Consider the following 19788-nt stretch of genomic DNA (forward strand, 5'->3'; position numbering starts at 1 on the left):
CTTGTTTTTTAAAAAAACAGGTCAACATAGGTATATACTCCAGGCATTGCTATTTGCTATGTCGGACAGATTTTGCTTACAGAGCAAATTATTATTTCGATAGAAAATTATCATGAATATAAAAAAAATTATGGCATTATCACTTTTAATAGTGGTAGTAAGCTTACAAATCTCTTGTTCACAATATGCTTTAAGCATTGAAAAAGTTGTTATAGAGCGCGACATAGATCGTTTTGCAACATCATTTAAAATTAAGTGTATTTAAAGAAAAGGCGAATCTAAGATTCGCCTTTTCTTTAGCTATTTTTTATGAAAATGTGCAATAACTTTTGTTATTTTTAGTTTTTACGAAATAGCACAATGACATGTATGGTGATGTATATTGGGAAGTTTTAGTAGGTTTTGAGTTTCTTCATTTGTTGCTATATCCCATGGAGATTTTTTTTCATTATTGGTTGCATGCAGATCTGCTCCATTATTAAGCAATATTGAAATAGCTTTATGGTTACTTGTTTCAGCTGCTAGGTGTAAAGGGGTATTGCCTTTGCTATCTTTAAAATTAATATCAATTCCAGCATCAAGTAATGCCTTGAGTGCGATATGTTTTTTTTGATCAATAGCTATATGTAATGGGATGTTATTTTCATAAGACTTAGCAGGATGATATTGCCTCTTGTGACCTTCTATCAGTTTTTTCATTAATATTGGATTATTTGTTTGACTTTGATGCATTTTAGCAGCTATGAAAACAGGAATAACGTTGTTAGCATTGTATAAAATTGCTAAACATAAAGGATTATTTGAATAATATTTTTTTTCATTTTCCATGGAAGTATACTCATTAATGTAATATCTTCTTTCATTTACAGTCGTAATATCAAACTTTTTATTAATTAAAAATTGTAGAATTTTTGAACTATTTAGTTCTATTGCACGTTCTACAAATGAATAAGAGCTATAATCCATTTCTGTACGCGAAAGAATCCAATGTTGGACTGTCGGTGCCATGAAATCAGTACGTATGCAATATTGAAAAAATTGATCAAGATGTAATTTAGAACCAAAAAAAGATACAGCTTGAGAGTTTAAATCAATATCATGATCAATTGCATATGATAATATCGTACAAAATTTAGAAGGTAATACAGGATTTTTTGAAATTTTTTCTACAATTAAATCTTGTGCAGGTATTATTGCATGACTTAAAGCATCAAAAATTTTCATTGTTTTATTGATTTGATTATCTTGGTCTGTGTCAATTGTATTTTCTCGATTATCAAGAGCTTGGAAAGCTTTAATTTTTTCGTTGAAAAATTCTTGTAGATTATATCGACCACATAAAGCAAAGCCTTCTACAAGTGTTGGATAATTTTGAGCGTTTATGGTTATATTTTCATAGCTACTTGCGTTAAGCATATTGCATTGAAGATTTATGATTATAAAAAGGGTAGATATTATTGTATTTAATTTCATGCGTAGTTCTTTGTTTGTTGAAATATTTTTTATATAATTTTTTGTGTCGTAATTTCAATATATTATTTTAGACAGTAAAAAAGGTAGATACGAATATCTACCTTTTTTGTAATTCTATACTTTTTTTAATTATTTGCTATCAATTGCAAACACTTCAACACGTCGGTTTGCAGCTTGTTGTGCTCTGTTACCACCTTTTACAGCAGGCATTTCTTGACCTCGAGCAGCAATTTTAATGTTTGCTTTGTCGATGCCAGCTTCAATAAATTTAGTTGCGATAAATTTAGCACGTTGTTCAGAAAGTGTCATATTATAAATTGCTGACCCAGCAGAATCACAAGCATGGCCTTCAATTACGATTGTTTTGTTTAATGCGATCATTTTTTTTGCATGTTCAATATCAGCTTGTAGTGATAATTCTTGTGCTTTATCTATGTGATATTTATCAAACGCAAAATAAATAGTTTTAAATTCATTTTTGCTTTGGTCTACAGCAACGCTTTCCCACTCAAATATAGAATTTGTTTTGCGAGTCGTTTTTACTGTTGTATCTGTTACAACTTGCTCAGATGAACTGTTTGCTTCTTGTGCAAAGTTATGTAAAGCATCATCATCTAAAGTGAATGCTTCTAAATTTTCATCAAAAGCACTTTTTTTAATCGAAGTTTTTTTTGTAGAAATTTGTGTCGAAGTTTTTTTATTATTTTGTTTCTTAGCACAACCTGTTGTGATGATCATGAAACATAAAAAAATGTGGATATATTTTTTCATTTTATCCCTTAGTTTGATACAATAGTAATATATAGTTAAAATAGGCAGTAAAAGCTTATTCATAGCCTAATATAATTTTTTAAACTGTCAAAACATTTATACAAATGGAAAGATGATGCAAAAGGTTGTAGATAAGTTTGTAATAATTATTTACGCTAGCTTTTCTATAAAAATTCTTCAGTTTAAACATCAAGGGTGTTTAAAAGTTCTTATACTATACAATAAGGCAGGTAATAAAATTTACACACTGAGTTTGTAAAATAATGAGTAATTAAAAAATATAGTAAAAAATAAAATTATAAGTTTTTAAAATTTGTTATATGTGGTTTATAAAACCAATAAAGATATATGAAAAAATTTTAGGAGTTATTTAAGATTAAAGTAAGGATGCAATGAAAAAAATATTAGTAAATATTGAACCATGGGAAAGCAGAGTTGCTGTTCTTCGTGATGATCAACTTGAGAATATTTACTTTAGTTCTGCAACAGACAATGTAATTGAAAAAGCTTTTTTTAAAGGCACAGTTATTAAAGTTTTTCCTGGTATCCAAACAGCTTTTGTTGAAATTGGTCAGGAGCGAGCAGGCTTTTTACATATCTCAGAGATTGATAGAGACCTTGCAGTCAACAAAATTGAAGGCGCGGATCAGTTTGATATTATTCATGATAAATCAATGGAGCATGAAGATGATCAAAAACAGTCTTCATTTAAACGAGCAGCTAAAGCAAGCATTAGTGCTATATTTAAAGAAGGCCAAGAGATCTTAGTACAAGTGAGCAAAGAACCAGTTGGTGAAAAAGGCGCAAAGCTTACAACATGCTTTACACTTCCTGGTCGTTTTCTTGTTTTAATGCCAAACATTGGCAGAATTGGTATTTCTAAAAAAATAGGTAGCAGCCAAGAGCGTCAACGTTTACGTGATATCTTAACGACTAATTTACCTGCAGGTATGGGTGCAATTATTAGAACGTCTGCTGAAAATGCAGACGAAGGTGAAGTATCTAAAGATATTCATTTCTTGTTGAAAGACTGGAATAATATTGTAGAAAAATATAAAACAGCTCCAACTAAAACTAAAATTCATGAAGAAGTTGATATTTCTTTACGTGTAGTTCGTGATCATCTTGATCATACGGTAGAATCAATTATCACCGACAGCAAGCTTAACCAAGAGCGTATTTATACCTACTTAAAAAATGTTGCTCCAGAATTTAAATATAAAGTTGTTTTGCATGAAGGGGCTACAAATTTATTTGATTTATACAACATTGATAAACAAGTAAATAATGCTTTGTGTAAAAAAGTTTATCTTAAATCAGGTGGTTCAATTATTATCGAATCAACTGAAGCGATGACATCAATTGATGTGAACACAGGTCGATTTACAGGTAAAAACAATTTAGAAGACACAATTTTAAAAACAAACTTAGAAGCTGCGCGTGAAATTGTTCGAGAATTGCATCTTCGTAATATTGGAGGGTTAATTGTTATCGATTTTATCGATATGAATGATCTTAAAAATCGCCAAAAACTTGTTGAGCAGTTTGAAAAACATTTAAAAGAGTATGATAAATTCCAGTCAGTTGTGCTTGCAGTGTCTGAATTTGGGCTTGTACAAATGACGAGAAAACGCTCTGGAAAGACATTAATACGTCAATTAACAGAATCGTGCCAAGCATGTAAAGGCGCTGGTTATTTAAAATCAAGTCGAGCAGAAAGTTATGAAGTGTTGCGAGCAATTGATCAAAAATTAGCACACCTTGGGAGTAAAGGGGCACTTGTTTTAAGTGTGAATCCAGAAATTTTTGATTTTATCTCAAGCATTGAATTTAATTCGATTTTAGCTTTAGAAGGTAAATTTGGTGTTCAAATTACATTTTTAAGCAAACCAACCTTGCTCAGAACTCAATTTGAAATCAATAAACAGTAGTATTGCTCGTATAGTAATTAACCTGATGTTTTTATAGGTATTGTCAGGAGTCGATGTTATAGCATGATTCCTAAAAATACGTTTCATAAAATTATAGGGCTTTATATTTAATGTATTACGTTGCTGGGCCATGGCTCAGCAACTATAAATACCTCGCTGAAAGGATTATTGTGGAAAAACCAACTTCTGTTTTAGATAGATATCCAGAATACAGAATGGATATTGGCATCGAAGTGCACGTACAATTAAACACGAAAAGTAAAATATTTTGTTCTTGCTCTAACGCTCAAACACAAGTGCCTAATCTTAATATTTGTCCAATTTGTGCTGGGTACCCAGGCGTATTGCCAGTGTTAAATAAGCAAGTTGTTGAATTTGCTGTTATGGCAGGACTTGGAACAAATTGTGAAATATCTGAAGTTTCAGAATTTGATCGTAAACATTATTTTTATCCTGATTTGCCAAAAAATTATCAAATTACGCAAAATGATTTCCCGATTTGTCGTAATGGCTATGTGATGATTCGCTTAGAAGATGGTTCAACAAAAAAAATTAGAATTAACCGTATTCACATCGAAGAAGACGCTGGTAAAAATACTCACTCAGATTATACAGGTGAAAGTTTTGTTGATTTGAATCGTACCGGTACGCCTTTAATTGAAATTGTTACCGAAACTGATATCGATAATGCTGAGCAAGCTCGTGCTTATTTAAAAGCTTTGCGTACAATTATGCAATATCTTGGTGTCAGCACTTGCAACATGGAAGAAGGTTCATTTCGAGCTGATACGAATCTATCCGTTCGTAAAAAAGATTCAGCTGAACTTGGAACTCGTTGTGAATTAAAAAACATTAATTCATTTAAATTTATTGGCGATGCGATTGAGTACGAAGCTGAACGTCAAATTTTAGCAGTGATGAATGGCGAAAAAATTGTACAAGAAACTCGTTTATGGGATTCTAAAAATAGAGTTTCTGTTTCGATGCGTAAAAAAGAAGGTATGGCTGATTACCGATTCTTTACCGATCCTGATTTAGCGTTGGTAAAAGTGACTCCAGAATTATTAGCGCACGTACAAGCTAATTTTCCTGAAATGCCATTTCCTAAATTTGATCGATACAAACAACAGTTTAATTTATCTGATTATGAAGCTGAAATTATTACTTCTGATTTAGCATTAACTCAATATTTTGATGCGTTAATGGCTTGTCATGAAAGTAAGTCAGCAACAAACTGGTTGTTACGTGATGTACTTGGTGCTTTAAAAGAGCAAAAAGTTACGATTGAAGAGTTTAAAGTTACTCCTGATAAATTAGCAATGCTGATTAAATTTGTAGAAGATGGCGTGATTAATAATAAAGTCGCAAAAGAAGTTTTTGACCTTATTGCAAAAGAAGGTGGAAATCCTGCTGAAATTATTGAAAGCAAGGGACTTAAACAAATTGGTTCTGCAGATGAGTTAGAAGCTATTGTAAAAGAAGTTTTTGCTCAAAATCCTCATCTTGTTGAAGAGTATAAAGCTGGTAAGCAAAACTTATTCGGATTTTTTGTTGGTGCATGCATGAAGGCTACCCATGGAAATGGTGATCCTAAGTTGCTACAAGCATTAGTGAAAAAATATCTAAGTTAATTGTAACTTGGTATTGTCGTAAAAAGAAAGCCCTACGTAATTGTAGGGCTTTCTTTTTTAGGGCGATATTTTTTGTTCTGTATTTTAAATCTGAAGTTGGTTAGCTCCAATCATAAAATTCACTATATCGATGATAATTTTGATTTTTTATAAATACATAATCTGTATATAAACATGGAATACATACAACAGCACAAGGTATTAACATCGTGGCAGCACAACAATTAATATTGCCAATATTATTATTACAATAAATATCTAAACATTGAAATTGATCATTAGTTTCTTTTGTTTGCTGATTTTTCATTGTTATGTATCTACTATAAAAACAAGGAAATTTAAGCATGCAACCTAATCTAGATGGCATTGCCATGGTAGCATTGCAGCAATTTTCACCATCAATATTTTCGCACCAGCCTTTACGACAACAGTTAGGCATACTTTTAATAAATTTTTCTCTCTTCTGTCTTGATGATTCTCTCTTCTGTTTTGCTAATTCGTATTCGCTCATTTCATTGGGAAGATATGTATCTAATGTTTCTTTAATAAATTCATCTAAAAAATCTTTAATATGATATTCATTATGTATGTGAGCTTTAATTAAAGCATCGGTTGTCCATGCAGGAGTTTGGGTTGAATTATCAATCAATCTTTGCTCTTGTGAATATTGACTAGCATTTGCATTGCTACTGACTATGATCCATATAATTACTATAAAATGGTTTTTCATTACATTTTGCTTCGTGATTTAAAAATAAAATAATAGTATAATTTATGCTAATTTTGTCAATTTATTACAATTTGTGATAAAGATTAAGAAGGTGTGTATTAAAATTCTGAAATTTTTGACTTTAACTGTTTTGACGTAATTTTTTATTTACAAGTATAATATGATCGGCATAGACACAAGGTAAACAAAGACAAAAACAGGGTAAAAATTTGAGAGCAGTACAGCTGCTTATTTGAGTCTCTTGGGCACAGCAACAATTCAAGTTTAAAAATTTTAATACTCCATGATTATCATCGGTTTGTTCATTTTTATGGTGAATATATTCTGGTATCCAGGTGCAAAAGCCTAATAATGCACAAGGTGCAATTGCTGTAGCGCAACAACAGGAGTATTCTTCTGTTTTATTTTCATTGCATAGCCAGTTGGTAAAACAACATGGTTCATACTCATCTTTGGATTGAACTGAAGATTCTTGAGAACTTGATTGTTCATGTGTATGTGCTGCATGTTTATTACTACTTTCAAAACTATATCGATCAAAAAAACTGAGGTCAATTGTTTCCATGTCTTCTGCTGTTATGGAAAAATCATTTTTGTCACAAGTTTTTAGATTGTTTGTGTATAACGCAATAATCATAATAAAAACGATAAAAGACTTCATGAAAATAGCTCCGTAATGGTGTGGATCAAAATAAATAGCATGTATGTATAGGTTATGTAAACCAAATTTTTACGAGAAATTTTTGCCCTCCGTTTTCTATCAAAACCTCCGGGGATCTGCTGGCCGCTAGGCCTCATGCACTATTTCTTTACATAAAAAAGCGTAACGTGGACACCGCTACCACTGTTTCCGGAGATGAGCGAAGCGATATCGTAGGTTTTTGTGCAGATGTAAATTTGGTTGGTACAGCCTAGATACTATTTATTTTATACCTCTATTGTAAATATTTAGTAACAAAAAGATGATACCAAGCAGATTTTACTCATCTGCTTGGTATCATTTTCTCTATAGATGTATTATTTAATTTGTTATCGGATGATTTGTTAAATATTCATCCATGAGTTCTTTTTCATAAAAAGCAATAAGTTCATATTCTTGATCTAATGATTGAATAAGTAATAGATGTGGATGATTATGCAAAAGAGATTCTTTCCAGGCTTGCAACAGCTCAAATAAATTTGATTGAGAGACACAAATTCCTTGATGAGTTGATTCAAGTCGCTTAATTTCCACTATACTTTTTTCATAATCAATAGAGAGTTCGGTCTCTTCTAAATCTATTGAGCTGTTGTTATCAAGGTAGCCATCTTGGCCTTCATTAAGATCACAACATTTTTGAAATGCTTGAAAATCATTTTGTAAAAGTTTTATTAAGTATTGTACTTTAGATGTTTTGAAATTTTTACTTTGTAATGTGAAATTTTCTTCTAAGGGTGCATAGGTAAAATGTGCCATTCCTAGAATCTCTTGAGGGGTATAGCTTGCATGATCTCTTCTATTTGCTATTGACTGAAATGGTGAGTTATTTTCATATAGCCGAGTTTTTTTAAAATTTGGTTCAGATTCTGCAGCATACAATATAGAACTGCACAGTAATAAAAAAATATATTTTTTCATGAGGGGTCCTGCTTTCTTTATTAACTTTTTTTAACTATTTTTAAATGAAGGGAAAAATGTAGCTTGCCCCGATGGCATAATGTTTAAAATAGTATCAACATCTTTGCCTATAAGTTTTATTGAAGTCATCGGATCATCTTCTGTATAAATAGTAATATTATCTGCTTGCTGAGAGCTATAGGTTAAATTATGATGATCTATTGCAGATAATAATGTATAAAAAATTTCATGAGGGGTTTGTCCGTAAGGATAATATGTTTTTACACCCCTGCCTTTTGTTGTTAAAGTTTTTATAATAAGATTAAAACAACCTGATTCTTTATTCAAATCATACGATTCAAATAAACGAACTTTTGGTGTTAAAGCAGGTAAGTACAGGTGGCCGCCTTTTAACATAGATGGATAATGAGGGCTTGTCTCAGACAAATTAGAAATGTTTATCATTTCTCCAATAAGTACATGATAAAAATCAAAAGATGTAATAGGTGTACAATTTGTTTCAGAGGTTTTTACACAAAGCTTCATAGATCGTGTGATATCATTAAGTTCTTGTGCAATAGGATATAATTGTGCACAAATATTAAGATAAATAACTCCATAGGGTGTTTTTTGTAATACTGATGCATCAGTAAAATTATGAGTAATTGCACGAAATGAATCAATCTGAGTAACATTTTTCATATGAATAAGATTTGGATCAAGTGTTGTTGTCGAAACATTATTCATTCTTGATAAAAACTCTTTTTGGTCTTTTGATAATTTTTTTGATTGTTCTTCTATCATATCGTTGATCTCTATTTGAGAGACAATACTTGTCAATACAACTTTTGATCGTAAAATATTTTCTTGAAGTTCTTTTTTTTCAGCGCATTTTTCTTTTTCTTTATCTTTATCGACAGATTTGCTTGCAAGTTTGCGACTAAATCGTAATTCTTGTTCTGGGCTGTATGTTCGCTCTTCTTCATCATCTGAAAAATTAAAGCCACTAAAAAAATTATGAGATTGATCGGCATCATCATCTTCATCATAAGATTCTATTGCTTGTGCTGCATCTTGAATTGCAAAAAAATTAATGTTATCAGGACTTTCAATTGGAGTTGCTATAACATTATCAACTTCAGTTGTATAAGGAAATTCATTTCGCTTTGTTTTGTTATTTTTATGGGGCGTGGAAAATGAAGATGGAAATATTATAGAAGAACAGATAAGCAGGTGTACCACTAATAGTTGTAATTTTTTAAAAAAGTTCATAATAAAAATCCATATTGAGTTATAAATTTAAAATCTTATGTAAATAATAATGCAATTTGTGTTGCGTAATCAAGTAAAAATTTTTCTATATGAAATTTTTATCATTTGAATTGCTATTTTTATAATCTTTTATTAATTGTTAAAAATTAAAAGTATGAGGTTCTGTAAACCAAATTTTTACGAGAGATTTTTGCACTCCGTTTTCTATAAAAACTCCGGGGATCTGTAGGCCAGTGGGCCTGATGTACTATTTATTTACATAAAAAAGCGTAACGTGGTCGCTGCCACGATGTCTTGGTTGATGAGCAGAACTATATCGTAAGTTTTTATGCACATGTAAATTCGGTTGACACAGCTAGGTTTCCACATAAATTTTTTAAGGTTTACAAATATTCTCATTTACAATTCGTCGAGTTATAATTTTCAATATAGCAATTGATGTTTATTACTTTATACTTCATAAAGAAATAAGATTTTTTTAAAAAATAATTATAGTATCGTAAGTTTTTATATATGAATCACATTCCAAAAAAATATTATATTGCAAATTGGAAGACGTATCAGTCAATTTCAACAATTAAAAGATTTATACAAGCATCTAATCAAGAAGCAGACTGGCATGAAACTATAATTAATTCTTACATTGGAATTGCAGCATCCTATGAACACCTTTATTATTTGCATAAAAAAATTTCAAAGCTTGCCATGCACCTTGGTTCTCAAGACTGTTCAGCTTTTTTGCCTGGCGCTTATACAGGACAAGTTTCAATAGAATCATTGCAAGATATGAATATATCATTTTGCTTAGTTGGTCACAGTGAGGTTCGAGCAGAGCTTGGTCAAAGTGATATGCTGATAAGCTCCAAGTTTAAAATGTTACTTGCAGCAAACATATCTCCTATTATGTGTATTGGAGAAACGCTTGCGCAAAAAAATGATGGTATGGCTTTGCAGGTTTTATATGATCAACTTGAACATATTTTAAATTTTTTACAATCGTATACTGGTTCTACTAAAATTTTTATAGCATATGAACCACGGTACTGCATTGGTACTGGTATTGTTCCCTCATCAGATGATTTACAAAAGGTTTTTTGTTTTTTAAAGAGTTTGGTGCAACAACTTCCTATTGCTAAAAACGTGATGTTTTTATATGGTGGGAGTGTTTCAAGCAAAACAGTGCAGCAGTTGCATGATATTAAAGAAATTTCAGGTTTTTTGATTGGAAAAGCGAGTATTGATTTTCAAGAGTTAAAAAAAATAGTACAATCAGACGGTAGAATGGTATAAAATTTTTTTATAAACAAGAGCGAAGGTTTTTTATGATTATTTTTTCTTTATTAACTTTTTTGTATGGCCTTATGTGTTGCGTTATTGTACTTCTTGTACTTATTCAACGTGGTAAAGGAAGCATGGGTCTTGGTAACATGGGTGGAAATAACCAAATGCTTTTTGGTAGTTCTGGTGGACAAGATGTTTTTCAAACAGCAACATGGATTTTATGCGCATTGCTTCTTGGTGGGTCATTAGTTTTATCTACATTAAAAAGTCGATATGGTAAACCACTTTCAAAAATAACATACACAAGAAATATTCCTGCAGACAACAATCAGAACGAAGATTCGCAAGAGCAAGCTGTTTAAAAAACAGTTTGTTTACACCGTAAGGTTGTCGTATGGCACTTGAATTATTTGGGTTTATTGGAAAAAATGTTTTACAAGCTTGTCATGGATTTGGGCAGTATGCTCTGTTTGTTACTCAAGCTGGAAAAACAGCATGCACCATGAAACTTAAAGTCAGTAAACTATTTGTGCAAATGGAAAGGATTGGAATCCAGTCCCTTCCTATTAGCATTCTTACCGGTTTTTTTGCAGGAGCTGTTCTTGCTTTGCAGACGTACTCAGGATTCCGTCAATTTGGTTCAGAAGCAATGATTGGGCCAGTAGTTGCCATGACTATCACCCGAGAGCTAGGGCCAGTCTTAACTGGTCTTATGGTTGCAGGGCGATGTAGTTCTGGAATAGCTGCTGAAATTGGTACCATGCGAATAACTGAACAGCTTGATGCGCTTGAAACATTATGTATTAATAATTTTCAATATCTTATTGTTCCAAGAATTTTGGCTGCAACTATTGTTTTACCATTCCTCGCTATATTTTCTATGGCATTTGGTATTCTTGGTGGTTATTTAGTATGTGTGTATGTTTTTTATTTAAATCCAATTGGATACATTGATGGAGTTAAAGAATTTTTAACTATTACTGATATCTCAGGCGGCTTAATCAAAGCTGCTGCATTTGGATTTATACTTTCTTCTGTAGGCGCTCTTAAAGGGTATTATACCTGGGGCGGAGCTAAAGGCGTTGGTATTGCAACGACCCAAAGTGTTGTTGCTGCATCTATTGCTATTTTAATATCAAATTATTTTCTCGCTATTTTACTTTTTGAGACGTTGTAATGCATAGATCAAAAATAAAAATTGTTAATTTAAAAAAACAGTTTAGCGATACCGGTCGTTATATCACCGATGGATTAACGCTTGATATTCCTGAAGGAAAATTAACGTGTATAATTGGTCGTTCAGGTGAAGGTAAATCAGTTTTACTTAAACAGATCATCGGTCTTATTGAGCCAACATCAGGCTCTATTTTTGTTGATGGTAAAGATACCGTTGGACTTGTTGGCAAAGATAGAATTAGTAATTTTAAAAAATTTGGGTATGTTTTTCAATCTGCAGCATTGCTTGACTCTTTAACAGTATTTGAAAATATTGGAATTGTTGATTTAGAAGATGGAATTGATCCTGCTCTTGTTCGTAAACGGGTGCAAGAAAAATTGTCGTTAGTTGACCTTGATCAAAGCACAATTGATAAATATCCTTCAGAATTATCTGGTGGTATGAAAAAGCGGGTGGATCTTGCAAGAACATTAATGGGAAACCCTGAAATAATTTTATATGATGAGCCAACAACTGGATTAGACCCAATAACAGTAAAAGTTGTTCACGAATTGATATCTAGTATGCAAAAAAAATTAAATGTTACATCAGTCGTTATTTCACATGATGTTGATATTTTTAACTATGCTGATAAAGTTGCACTGTTGTATGAAGGTAAAATTGAAACTGAACTTTCAGCTCAAGGCATTTGGGAGAGCCAAGATCCATATATTTATCAGTTTATTCGAGGCTTACCTCATGGGCCAATACAGCTTGAGCATGTTGTAATTAAAAATAAAGCATAAAGATTTTTGATCTTTAGATTTTTTTTAATTACTATAGTTAACATTAAATCGAATAGAAGAAGGCATAAGAACTTTTTAGGATGAAAAAATGGAACAAAAATCGTCTGAAAAAATTATAGAACAAGTTGCTTATTACAGCCAAAAATTTGTTGTATTGAAAGCTGAAATATCTAAAGTTATAGTTGGCCATAGTTCAATTATTGATGCAACGTTAATCGCAATGCTCAGTAATGGGCATATTTTGCTTGAAGGTGTTCCTGGCGTAGCAAAAACAACGTTAATTAAAACGATTGCAGATGCTTTAGGTTTGTCATTTAGTAGAATTCAATTTACGCCTGATTTGCTTCCAGCAGATCTTATTGGTACTTTAATTTACAATCCAAAAGCACAAGAGTTTGATACAAAAAAAGGCCCTATTTTTGCCAATTTAGTTTTAGCAGACGAAATAAACCGTTCACCTGCAAAAGTTCAGTCAGCTCTTCTTGAAGCAATGCAAGAACATCAAGTAACTATTGGATCAACGACATTTCCGCTTGAAGAACCGTTTTTAGTTTTTGCAACACAAAATCCTATAGAAAACGAAGGAACGTATCAACTTCCAGAGGCTCAAATAGATCGTTTTATGTTTAAGCTACAAGTTGGATATCCAACATTTGATCAAGAGCGTGAAATTTTAAATAGATCAATGCAGAAAACAACCGTTTCTAAAGTTGTTTCTCGCCAAGATATACTTGATACTCAAAAAATTGTTCAAAATATTTATATAGATGAAAAGCTTATCGAATATATTTTAAAGCTTGTTTTTGCAACCAGAGAACCTGCTGCATACGGCTTAACTTCATTAGCTAAAATGGTTCAATATGGAGCTTCTCCTCGTGCAAGTATCTCTATTGTTCATGCAAGTAAAGCGTATGCTTTGTTGCAAAATAGACATTTTGTGATTCCTGACGATATCAAAGTAGTAGCTCGAGGTATTTTGCGTCATAGAATATTGTTAACATATTATGCTCAGGCAGAAAATATTACATCAGATATGGTTATTGATAAAATATTTGATATTATTTTAACACCATAATTGACTCATTTTTATTATTTTGTCATACATTCAAGGGTTCACCAACTTGATAATTTTGATTATACAGATAGTGGTGTAAAAAATATTGAAAAAAGGATATACATGAAACAGTCGGTGTGGATTTTAAATAGTAGTTTGCTTATTCTTTTTTTTATAAGCCAATTATTTCTTTTCATGCTGCAAAAAGCTGTACCTCGACGTATATCCATAGCTCCAACTGCAGGTATAGTTATAAAAAATCAAGTTGTTGAGCCGGTAAATATTGCTACTATTTATGAAAACGACCTTTTTGGAACGTATCAAACACCCGCTAGCGTATCAACAAAAATTGATGATTCTATTCTTCCAATGCCTCAACCACCAAAAAATATAGTATCACAAGTTCCTCTTGAAAAAGCTCCTACATTTTTTGCTCCATTACAAGCAATTTTAAAAGGGGTTATTTTTGTGAAAGATGACCCTGCAAGCAGTCTTGCAATTATTCAGTTTAAAAAAACAAAAGAAGAACAAAATTATCAAGTAGGCGACCTCATTGAAGATGCTCAAATCTTAAAAATACTTCCGAATCGAATTATTATTATTCGATCAAATGGACAACAAGAAACATTGTATTTACGAGAAGAAGATGCAGTTCATGATTTTGATGCTGAATCAACGTATTTACCAAAAAATGTTATTGAATCATCTTCTGGAAATAAATACAAAATTAACATTGATGAATTTGTAAATAGAATTTCTAATCTTGGTGAATTTATCACCATGCTTGATTTAACAACTGTTTATCGACAAGGAAAAAGTTTTGGTTGCCGTGTTGGTAAAATTAGCACTGATTCATTAGGCGCTATGTTAGGTTTCAAGGCAGATGATATTATTGTAAAAATTGATGGATATCCTCTTGATGATGTAACTCATCGACTTGCAATTTACGATCATATTCTTGCAAGTGCTTCTGGAGATATCATAGAAGTTGAAATACTCAGAAATAATATTTCTATGACGATGTTATACGGTTTAATTGATAATGCTTTTAAAAATAGTACCTTTACTCAGCAAGATATGCATCAAAAGTTAGTAGCTTCTTTAACACCGGTACAAGAGCCTCAAGATGTTACCATCCAAAGAAAAAAAGTTCCTCATGAATCTGAAAACAAAGCTGAGACGGATAATTTTTTAGAAGATAGAGCTATAATTGAATATCAAGCATCATCACCAATGATGATGCAAGTTGTTTGCCAAGAAAAATTACATCAACTTGATAATCATAAAAATAAGTTGTCACAAGATCGTGAAAAAATGGAGCCTATCATCCAAGATATCAAGGCTCAAGACAGAAAGAATATGCTAAAACAGTCAAAGCGTAATGTTATTTTTAATGGAATGACACAATAGTTTGCTTAAGATACAAAAGTAGATAGGTATATTGCAATGAAAAAAATGAACAAATTTTTAATGGTAAGTTTGCTGGTTGTGGTAACTGAACTTCTTATAGCAAAAGATGTTCTCGCTTCAATGCATGAGACTTTTGGAACAGAAGAGATGGGTCAAGAAGAACAAGAGTCTTTTGAATCGTCATTTCATCAAAAAAATGAGATAGATCAACAGCAAGAGCAGCTGCTTCCAGAAGAAATACAATCAGTTCCTCTGCGACAACCAGGTGCTGATGTTGTTGAATCGGTTGTTTTTAACTTTGAAGATATTGATTTAAAGAACGTTGCTCAGTACATGGAACGAGTTCACAAGGTAAAATTTATTACAGATGATATTTTAGATACGAATAAAAAAGGACCGAGTCTTGCAGGCAATAAAGTTTCTTTTAGAACAAATACGCCTTTAACAAAGCAAGAAAGTTGGAGCTTGTTTATTACGTTTTTGAGTATGGCTGGATTAGATCTTGTACCAATGGCTCAAGCTGGTTTTTATAAAATTGTACCTTTACCAAATGCATCACAAGAAGCAATTCCTACCTACATTGGACCAAGTCCTGATATACTGCCTGATAATGATATGATTATTCGGTATGTTTATTTTATGCAAAATGGTGATCCATTAAAAATTCAAGCATTAATTAGTAAGTTTCAGGGATCAACTGGTTCAATTTCTATTTATAAAGATTTAAAAGCGTTAGTATTTACCGATAAGTCATATAATATTAAATCGCTCATGACTATTGTTAAAGAATTTGATAAACCTTTACCACCTCAAGTGATGTCGGTTATCAAATTAAAGCGAGCAAACGTTGAAGATGTTATTAATCTGTATAAATCATTGCAGCCTCAAAATCCAGCTCCTCAACGAGCTTGGTCTCCCGATGGTAAAGAAACCTATACAGAATTCTTTCCATCAAATGTTGTGTTAGCTCAAGATAAAAGAACAAACACCTTAATTCTTTTAGGTTCTCAAGAAGCTGTTGATCGAATTGAAAAATTCATAATTAAATACATTGATATTGAAGCAAGTGGTGATAAACCACCTGTTTTTGTTTACTACCTTGAATATACCAACGCAGCTGAAATGCAAAAAACATTAACAGCGCTTGTTTCGTATGGAAGTCAAACATCGGCTGGTCAATATGGTGGTGTGCGTGATGGACAAAAATATCTACAACAGATGAATATTGTTGCAGATACGCACTCAAATTCATTGATTATTAATACTAACCAAGAAGATTATAATGCAGTTGCGGATCTTATTAAACAATTAGATGTTCCGCAAAAACAGATTGCCTTAGAAGTTTTAATCGTTCAAATTACTTCAATTAATGATAAGGCGCTTGGTAGTCAAATATCTGGCCCTAATAATGATAATACATTTTTAAGAAATGTGAGTGCTCAAACCTCAGGAATACCTCCGGGAACTGGTATCGTTACAACTGCAGGTGGTAATGGTTTAGCTCAATCAATAAAATCAAGTCTTGCAAGTTTATTAGCAGGTCCTATTGGTGAAGTAGGTTCAACAATATTAACCTTTGGTCAACCAATTTGGGCTGTTTTTAAAATATTAAAAACAATATCGACAACAAAAATTTTATCAAATCCTTTTTTAGTAGTAAGTAACAATTCAAAAGGGTTTATGAAAATCGGAACATCTCGTCGGGTTGTAACCGGGGAAGTTGTTTCTGGAGGAAATACAAGTGCTTCTGGTTACCAATCAGCTGAGGCAAACTTATCCCTTACCATTGTTCCTCAAGTAAATGACCAAAAAATGATTAATCTAGCAATTGCTATTGAAAATAATCAATTCGTTAATCCTGGACCAAACAACGCGGTACAGGATCAAAAATCTATCACTACCATGGCAACAGTAGCTGATGGCGAAGTGTTAGTTCTTGGTGGTATTATGGCTGATAATACGTTAGGTTTTGCGGCTGGGGTGCCTTTCTTTTCAAACATTCCTATTTTTGGTTGGTTTTTTAAGTCAAAAAATACTTCTAACAGAAAGAACATATTTATTACGTTTATTTGTCCAAAAATTATAGATAACATAACAAGCCAAGAAGATGTTCAACGTTATACTCGTAGTAAAATAGAAGAAGCGCAAGATTATCTACGTATTATGAACGAGACTCAAGATGCTGAATCTGGCCAAGATCCTTTAGAGCGAGCTTTTTTTGGTAAGCGAGAAACAAAAGCTGATGATTTAACGGTTGATCGATTAGCTACTCGTGGGGAGCTTGTTTCTGCTCATGAAAATGTGAAAAGAACTAAAAAAGAGTTTGAAAAAAAGAAACCATCAACTTCTTTAAAGAAAACTAAGATTAAAAATCAACCAACTACAAAGCCTGTTATTATTGACATGTCTGAACCTGAAAAAGAAGCTATCTATAACAAACAGTATCGTATTAAAAATATAGTACAAAATGCTTCAGGAGACCTTGCATGATAAAAGATATTTTTATACCAAGCAAACTTGGATCATATTATATTTCTCATAAAAGAGTTGTATCTTTTAAGATCACGACAATAAGTGTGCATGCTACATTGTTTTCATTTGTAGGTAAGAAAATTACTATTGAAAATACGATGACTATAATATTACAAGATCAAACACCAGCAACACTTATAGCAGCGATTAAAAAAATTGGGTCAACAATTGGGACGTATGATGAAGTCGTAACTTCATTAACAAGTTCTGCTGTCATATGTAAAGAATTGGTTCTTCCTTTTATAGGTCGAGAAAAAATAAAAATGATTCTTGGTTATGAAATAGAGCCGCTTTTACCTTTTGCATTAGATGAAGCTGTTATAGACTTTATAGTTACGCAAGAAAATAAAGAAACGATGCAGACTACGATCTTGGTTGCTGCAATTCGTAAATCAGATCTTGATAATCAGGTAAGTTATTTTGAAAAAGCTGGTATTAAATTAGATAGTGTGACACTTGATATGTTTGCTTTGTATGATTTTTATAAAAATACAGCTCCTGTTGCTCAAAGTAGTTTGCTTGTAGTTGATTTTAGTGTTGATGCAATTGATATATTGTATATTCAGCAAGGAATTTTAAAATCAGTTCGATTGGTATCATATGGCCTTGTAACGATTATGAATAGAGTTGATCAAGCGACAACTTCTATCATGCAACATCGAATATTGGAAGGTCTTTTGCAGCACAATGCTCATGAAGAGCAAGATGTTATACATCATGATATTGCTCAAAAAATTATTATTGATTTTTGCAAACAGATTAATTTGTCGTTGTCTTTTTTTAAAAAACAGATTCCAAACTTTGTAACCCCATCAAAAATAATTTCTTTAGGCATTGGAACAGGTATTCCTGGATTTTTAGAACAAGTAAAAATTCATACCGACATTTCTGTTGAAATTTTTGATATTAAAAAAAATATAACAAAAAGTAATATTGTTGTGCATAAAAAATCTAAAATTGATGCAAAGCATAGTGCAAGTATCATGGTAGGTTTATCAGCAGCTCATTACGGAGATGTTAATTTTTTATCATATACATTAGATGCAGCTAAAAACTCTTTATTGTACAAACAGCTTATCAGCGTTGCAATCATTACATGTGCAGCATTTGCAGGGATTTATTTTTATAGTCAATACCAGCTAAGAATTTGGGATGTAGAATATAATAAATCAAAAAAAGAGTTGATAACAAAATTAAAAGAGCAGATGGATGTTGATACAAAAGGAATGAAGCGCGTTACAGATATTGTTGCAGCAGCACAAGCAAAATTGGAGCAAGCAAAAAAAGTATGTTTTTCTTTTTCTCCATCGAATCATTCATTTTTACGTTATTTAGAAGAATTAAGTAGTAAAATAGACAGAGAAAGCTTGGGTCTTGACCTTAAAAAATTATCGATACATGATAAAGAAGTTACGTTACAGGGTAAGGTAAAAGATTTTGATGTAATAGAAACATTTGAGGAAGAGTTAATGGAACTTAAAAATTTTACTTTAAAAAGTAAGCTTCCTGGTGAATTGGCTTTTACGGTAGTATTACAAGCTCAAGATACTCAAGATGCTCAATAGGAATAATAATGTTTGATATACAATCTGTTAAAGATTATTTGTATAGTCTTAATCAAAAAGAATCCATAAGACTTATGGCAGCTTTTTTTATGTGTTGCGCTTGTATGATTGGATTTTTACTTTTTCGGCATACGAGTCTATTGCATGAAATTGAACAAAAAACAAAAGTTTTACAAAAAGCTCGACGAGATGTTCAGACTATTTTAACTGAATATGAACAAATGAAAAATAAAAAAACTGAAGTTGATCTGATTTTAATGAAAGATAAAAATTTTTATATTAAAAAATATTATCAAGATACCATTAAAGAATTGCAGATTACCAATGAATCATCATCTAATTTAATGACTCAGTCATGGCCAAATGGTTATGAAGAAGAAAGTTTACAAATTAACTTTTCTCAAATGAGTATGAAGCAGCTGTGTGAGTTTTTACAAGCGTTACAAAGTAACCAACGTGTTTTTGTAAAAGACTTAGATATTACCAAAGGGTCGTCTATGACTAAAAAAATTAATGCGACATTAACGATTGCAACGCTCAAGCCAGTCATAGATAAACAAGCAATACGAGGTAATTAAA

Annotated in this window: 18 protein-coding genes; 12 read left to right on the plus strand and 6 right to left on the minus strand. The window is 31.8% G+C overall.

All coding sequences use genetic code 11. From position 1 onward, the window contains the following. Window positions 1-112 precede the first annotated feature (112 nt). The gene (locus C0J27_RS05700; RefSeq protein ID WP_162801781.1) at window positions 113-265 is read left to right on the plus strand and encodes a hypothetical protein; all 153 of its coding nucleotides are present in this window, start codon (window positions 113-115) and stop codon (window positions 263-265) included. A gap of 80 nt (window positions 266-345) precedes the next feature. Here the strand turns inward: C0J27_RS05700 and C0J27_RS03670 are convergent, their stop codons facing one another. Together C0J27_RS03670 and C0J27_RS03675 are read right to left on the minus strand one after the other, a co-directional pair. Next, window positions 346-1473, minus strand: coding sequence for an ankyrin repeat domain-containing protein (locus tag C0J27_RS03670; protein ID WP_115585832.1), 1128 nt, complete (start codon window positions 1471-1473; stop codon window positions 346-348). 129 nt (window positions 1474-1602) lie between these two features. After that, complete coding sequence (locus C0J27_RS03675) at window positions 1603-2244, minus strand: OmpA family protein (protein ID WP_162801782.1); 642 nt, start codon at window positions 2242-2244, stop codon at window positions 1603-1605. Between the two features lie 392 nt (window positions 2245-2636). On the opposite strand from C0J27_RS03675, the gene C0J27_RS03680 reads away from it, so the two are divergent. Both C0J27_RS03680 and gatB read left to right on the plus strand, forming a co-directional pair. After that, window positions 2637-4175, plus strand: a complete 1539-nt coding sequence (locus C0J27_RS03680) for an Rne/Rng family ribonuclease (protein WP_115585834.1) — start codon at window positions 2637-2639, stop codon at window positions 4173-4175. A 170-nt stretch (window positions 4176-4345) separates the two neighbouring features. Then, window positions 4346-5806, plus strand: coding sequence for an Asp-tRNA(Asn)/Glu-tRNA(Gln) amidotransferase subunit GatB (gene gatB, locus C0J27_RS03685; RefSeq protein WP_252120565.1), 1461 nt, complete (start codon window positions 4346-4348; stop codon window positions 5804-5806). Window positions 5807-5906: 100 nt separating this feature from the next. Here gatB and C0J27_RS03690 read toward each other — a convergent pair whose 3' ends face one another. The 4 genes from C0J27_RS03690 to C0J27_RS03705 all read right to left on the minus strand — a co-directional run bounded on the left by C0J27_RS03690 (window position 5907) and on the right by C0J27_RS03705 (window position 9405). Further along, the gene (locus tag C0J27_RS03690; RefSeq protein WP_115585835.1) at window positions 5907-6536 is read right to left on the minus strand and encodes a hypothetical protein; all 630 of its coding nucleotides are present in this window, start codon (window positions 6534-6536) and stop codon (window positions 5907-5909) included. 121 nt (window positions 6537-6657) lie between these two features. Beyond that, window positions 6658-7197, minus strand: a complete 540-nt coding sequence (locus tag C0J27_RS03695; RefSeq protein ID WP_115585836.1) for a hypothetical protein — start codon at window positions 7195-7197, stop codon at window positions 6658-6660. Window positions 7198-7557: 360 nt separating this feature from the next. Continuing rightward, window positions 7558-8154, minus strand: a complete 597-nt coding sequence (locus tag C0J27_RS03700) for a hypothetical protein (RefSeq protein WP_115585837.1) — start codon at window positions 8152-8154, stop codon at window positions 7558-7560. Between the two features lie 30 nt (window positions 8155-8184). Then, complete coding sequence (locus tag C0J27_RS03705; protein ID WP_115585838.1) at window positions 8185-9405, minus strand: hypothetical protein; 1221 nt, start codon at window positions 9403-9405, stop codon at window positions 8185-8187. Between the two features lie 513 nt (window positions 9406-9918). On the opposite strand from C0J27_RS03705, the gene C0J27_RS03710 reads away from it, so the two are divergent. The 9 genes from C0J27_RS03710 (at window position 9919) to C0J27_RS03750 (ending at window position 19787) form a co-directional block, all read left to right on the plus strand. Then, window positions 9919-10695, plus strand: a complete 777-nt coding sequence (locus C0J27_RS03710) for a triose-phosphate isomerase family protein (protein ID WP_115585839.1) — start codon at window positions 9919-9921, stop codon at window positions 10693-10695. A gap of 32 nt (window positions 10696-10727) precedes the next feature. Next, a complete protein-coding gene (secG, locus tag C0J27_RS03715) occupies window positions 10728-11048 on the plus strand; it encodes a preprotein translocase subunit SecG (protein WP_115585840.1) in 321 nt (106 codons plus the stop codon). A gap of 32 nt (window positions 11049-11080) precedes the next feature. Beyond that, complete coding sequence (locus C0J27_RS03720; RefSeq protein WP_115585841.1) at window positions 11081-11863, plus strand: MlaE family ABC transporter permease; 783 nt, start codon at window positions 11081-11083, stop codon at window positions 11861-11863. After that, window positions 11863-12648 carry an ABC transporter ATP-binding protein gene (locus tag C0J27_RS03725; protein WP_115585842.1) on the plus strand — a complete coding sequence of 262 codons (786 nt, stop codon included), beginning with the start codon at window positions 11863-11865 and terminating at the stop codon, window positions 12646-12648. The genes C0J27_RS03720 and C0J27_RS03725 overlap by 1 nt, the downstream gene beginning before the upstream one ends. An 88-nt stretch (window positions 12649-12736) precedes the next feature. Further along, window positions 12737-13723 (plus strand): AAA family ATPase, encoded by a 987-nt coding sequence (locus C0J27_RS03730; protein ID WP_115585843.1) that lies wholly within the window; start codon window positions 12737-12739, stop codon window positions 13721-13723. A gap of 102 nt (window positions 13724-13825) precedes the next feature. After that, window positions 13826-15112, plus strand: coding sequence for a type II secretion system protein N (locus C0J27_RS03735; protein ID WP_115585844.1), 1287 nt, complete (start codon window positions 13826-13828; stop codon window positions 15110-15112). 36 nt (window positions 15113-15148) lie between these two features. Then, entirely contained in the window at window positions 15149-17602 is a 2454-nt protein-coding gene (locus C0J27_RS03740; protein ID WP_115585845.1) for a secretin GspD/PilQ domain-containing protein, read from the plus strand. After that, window positions 17599-19209: a pilus assembly protein PilM gene (gene pilM / locus C0J27_RS03745; protein WP_115585846.1), complete on the plus strand. Its 1611-nt coding sequence runs from the start codon at window positions 17599-17601 to the stop codon at window positions 19207-19209. Before C0J27_RS03740 ends, pilM begins: the two co-directional genes overlap by 4 nt. Window positions 19210-19217: 8 nt before the next feature. Next, a complete protein-coding gene (locus C0J27_RS03750; protein WP_115585847.1) occupies window positions 19218-19787 on the plus strand; it encodes a hypothetical protein in 570 nt (189 codons plus the stop codon). Window position 19788 lies beyond the last annotated feature (1 nt).

Source organism: Candidatus Chromulinivorax destructor, from assembly GCF_003366055.1.
Lineage (GTDB): Bacteria > Babelota > Babeliae > Babelales > Chromulinivoraceae > Chromulinivorax > Chromulinivorax destructor.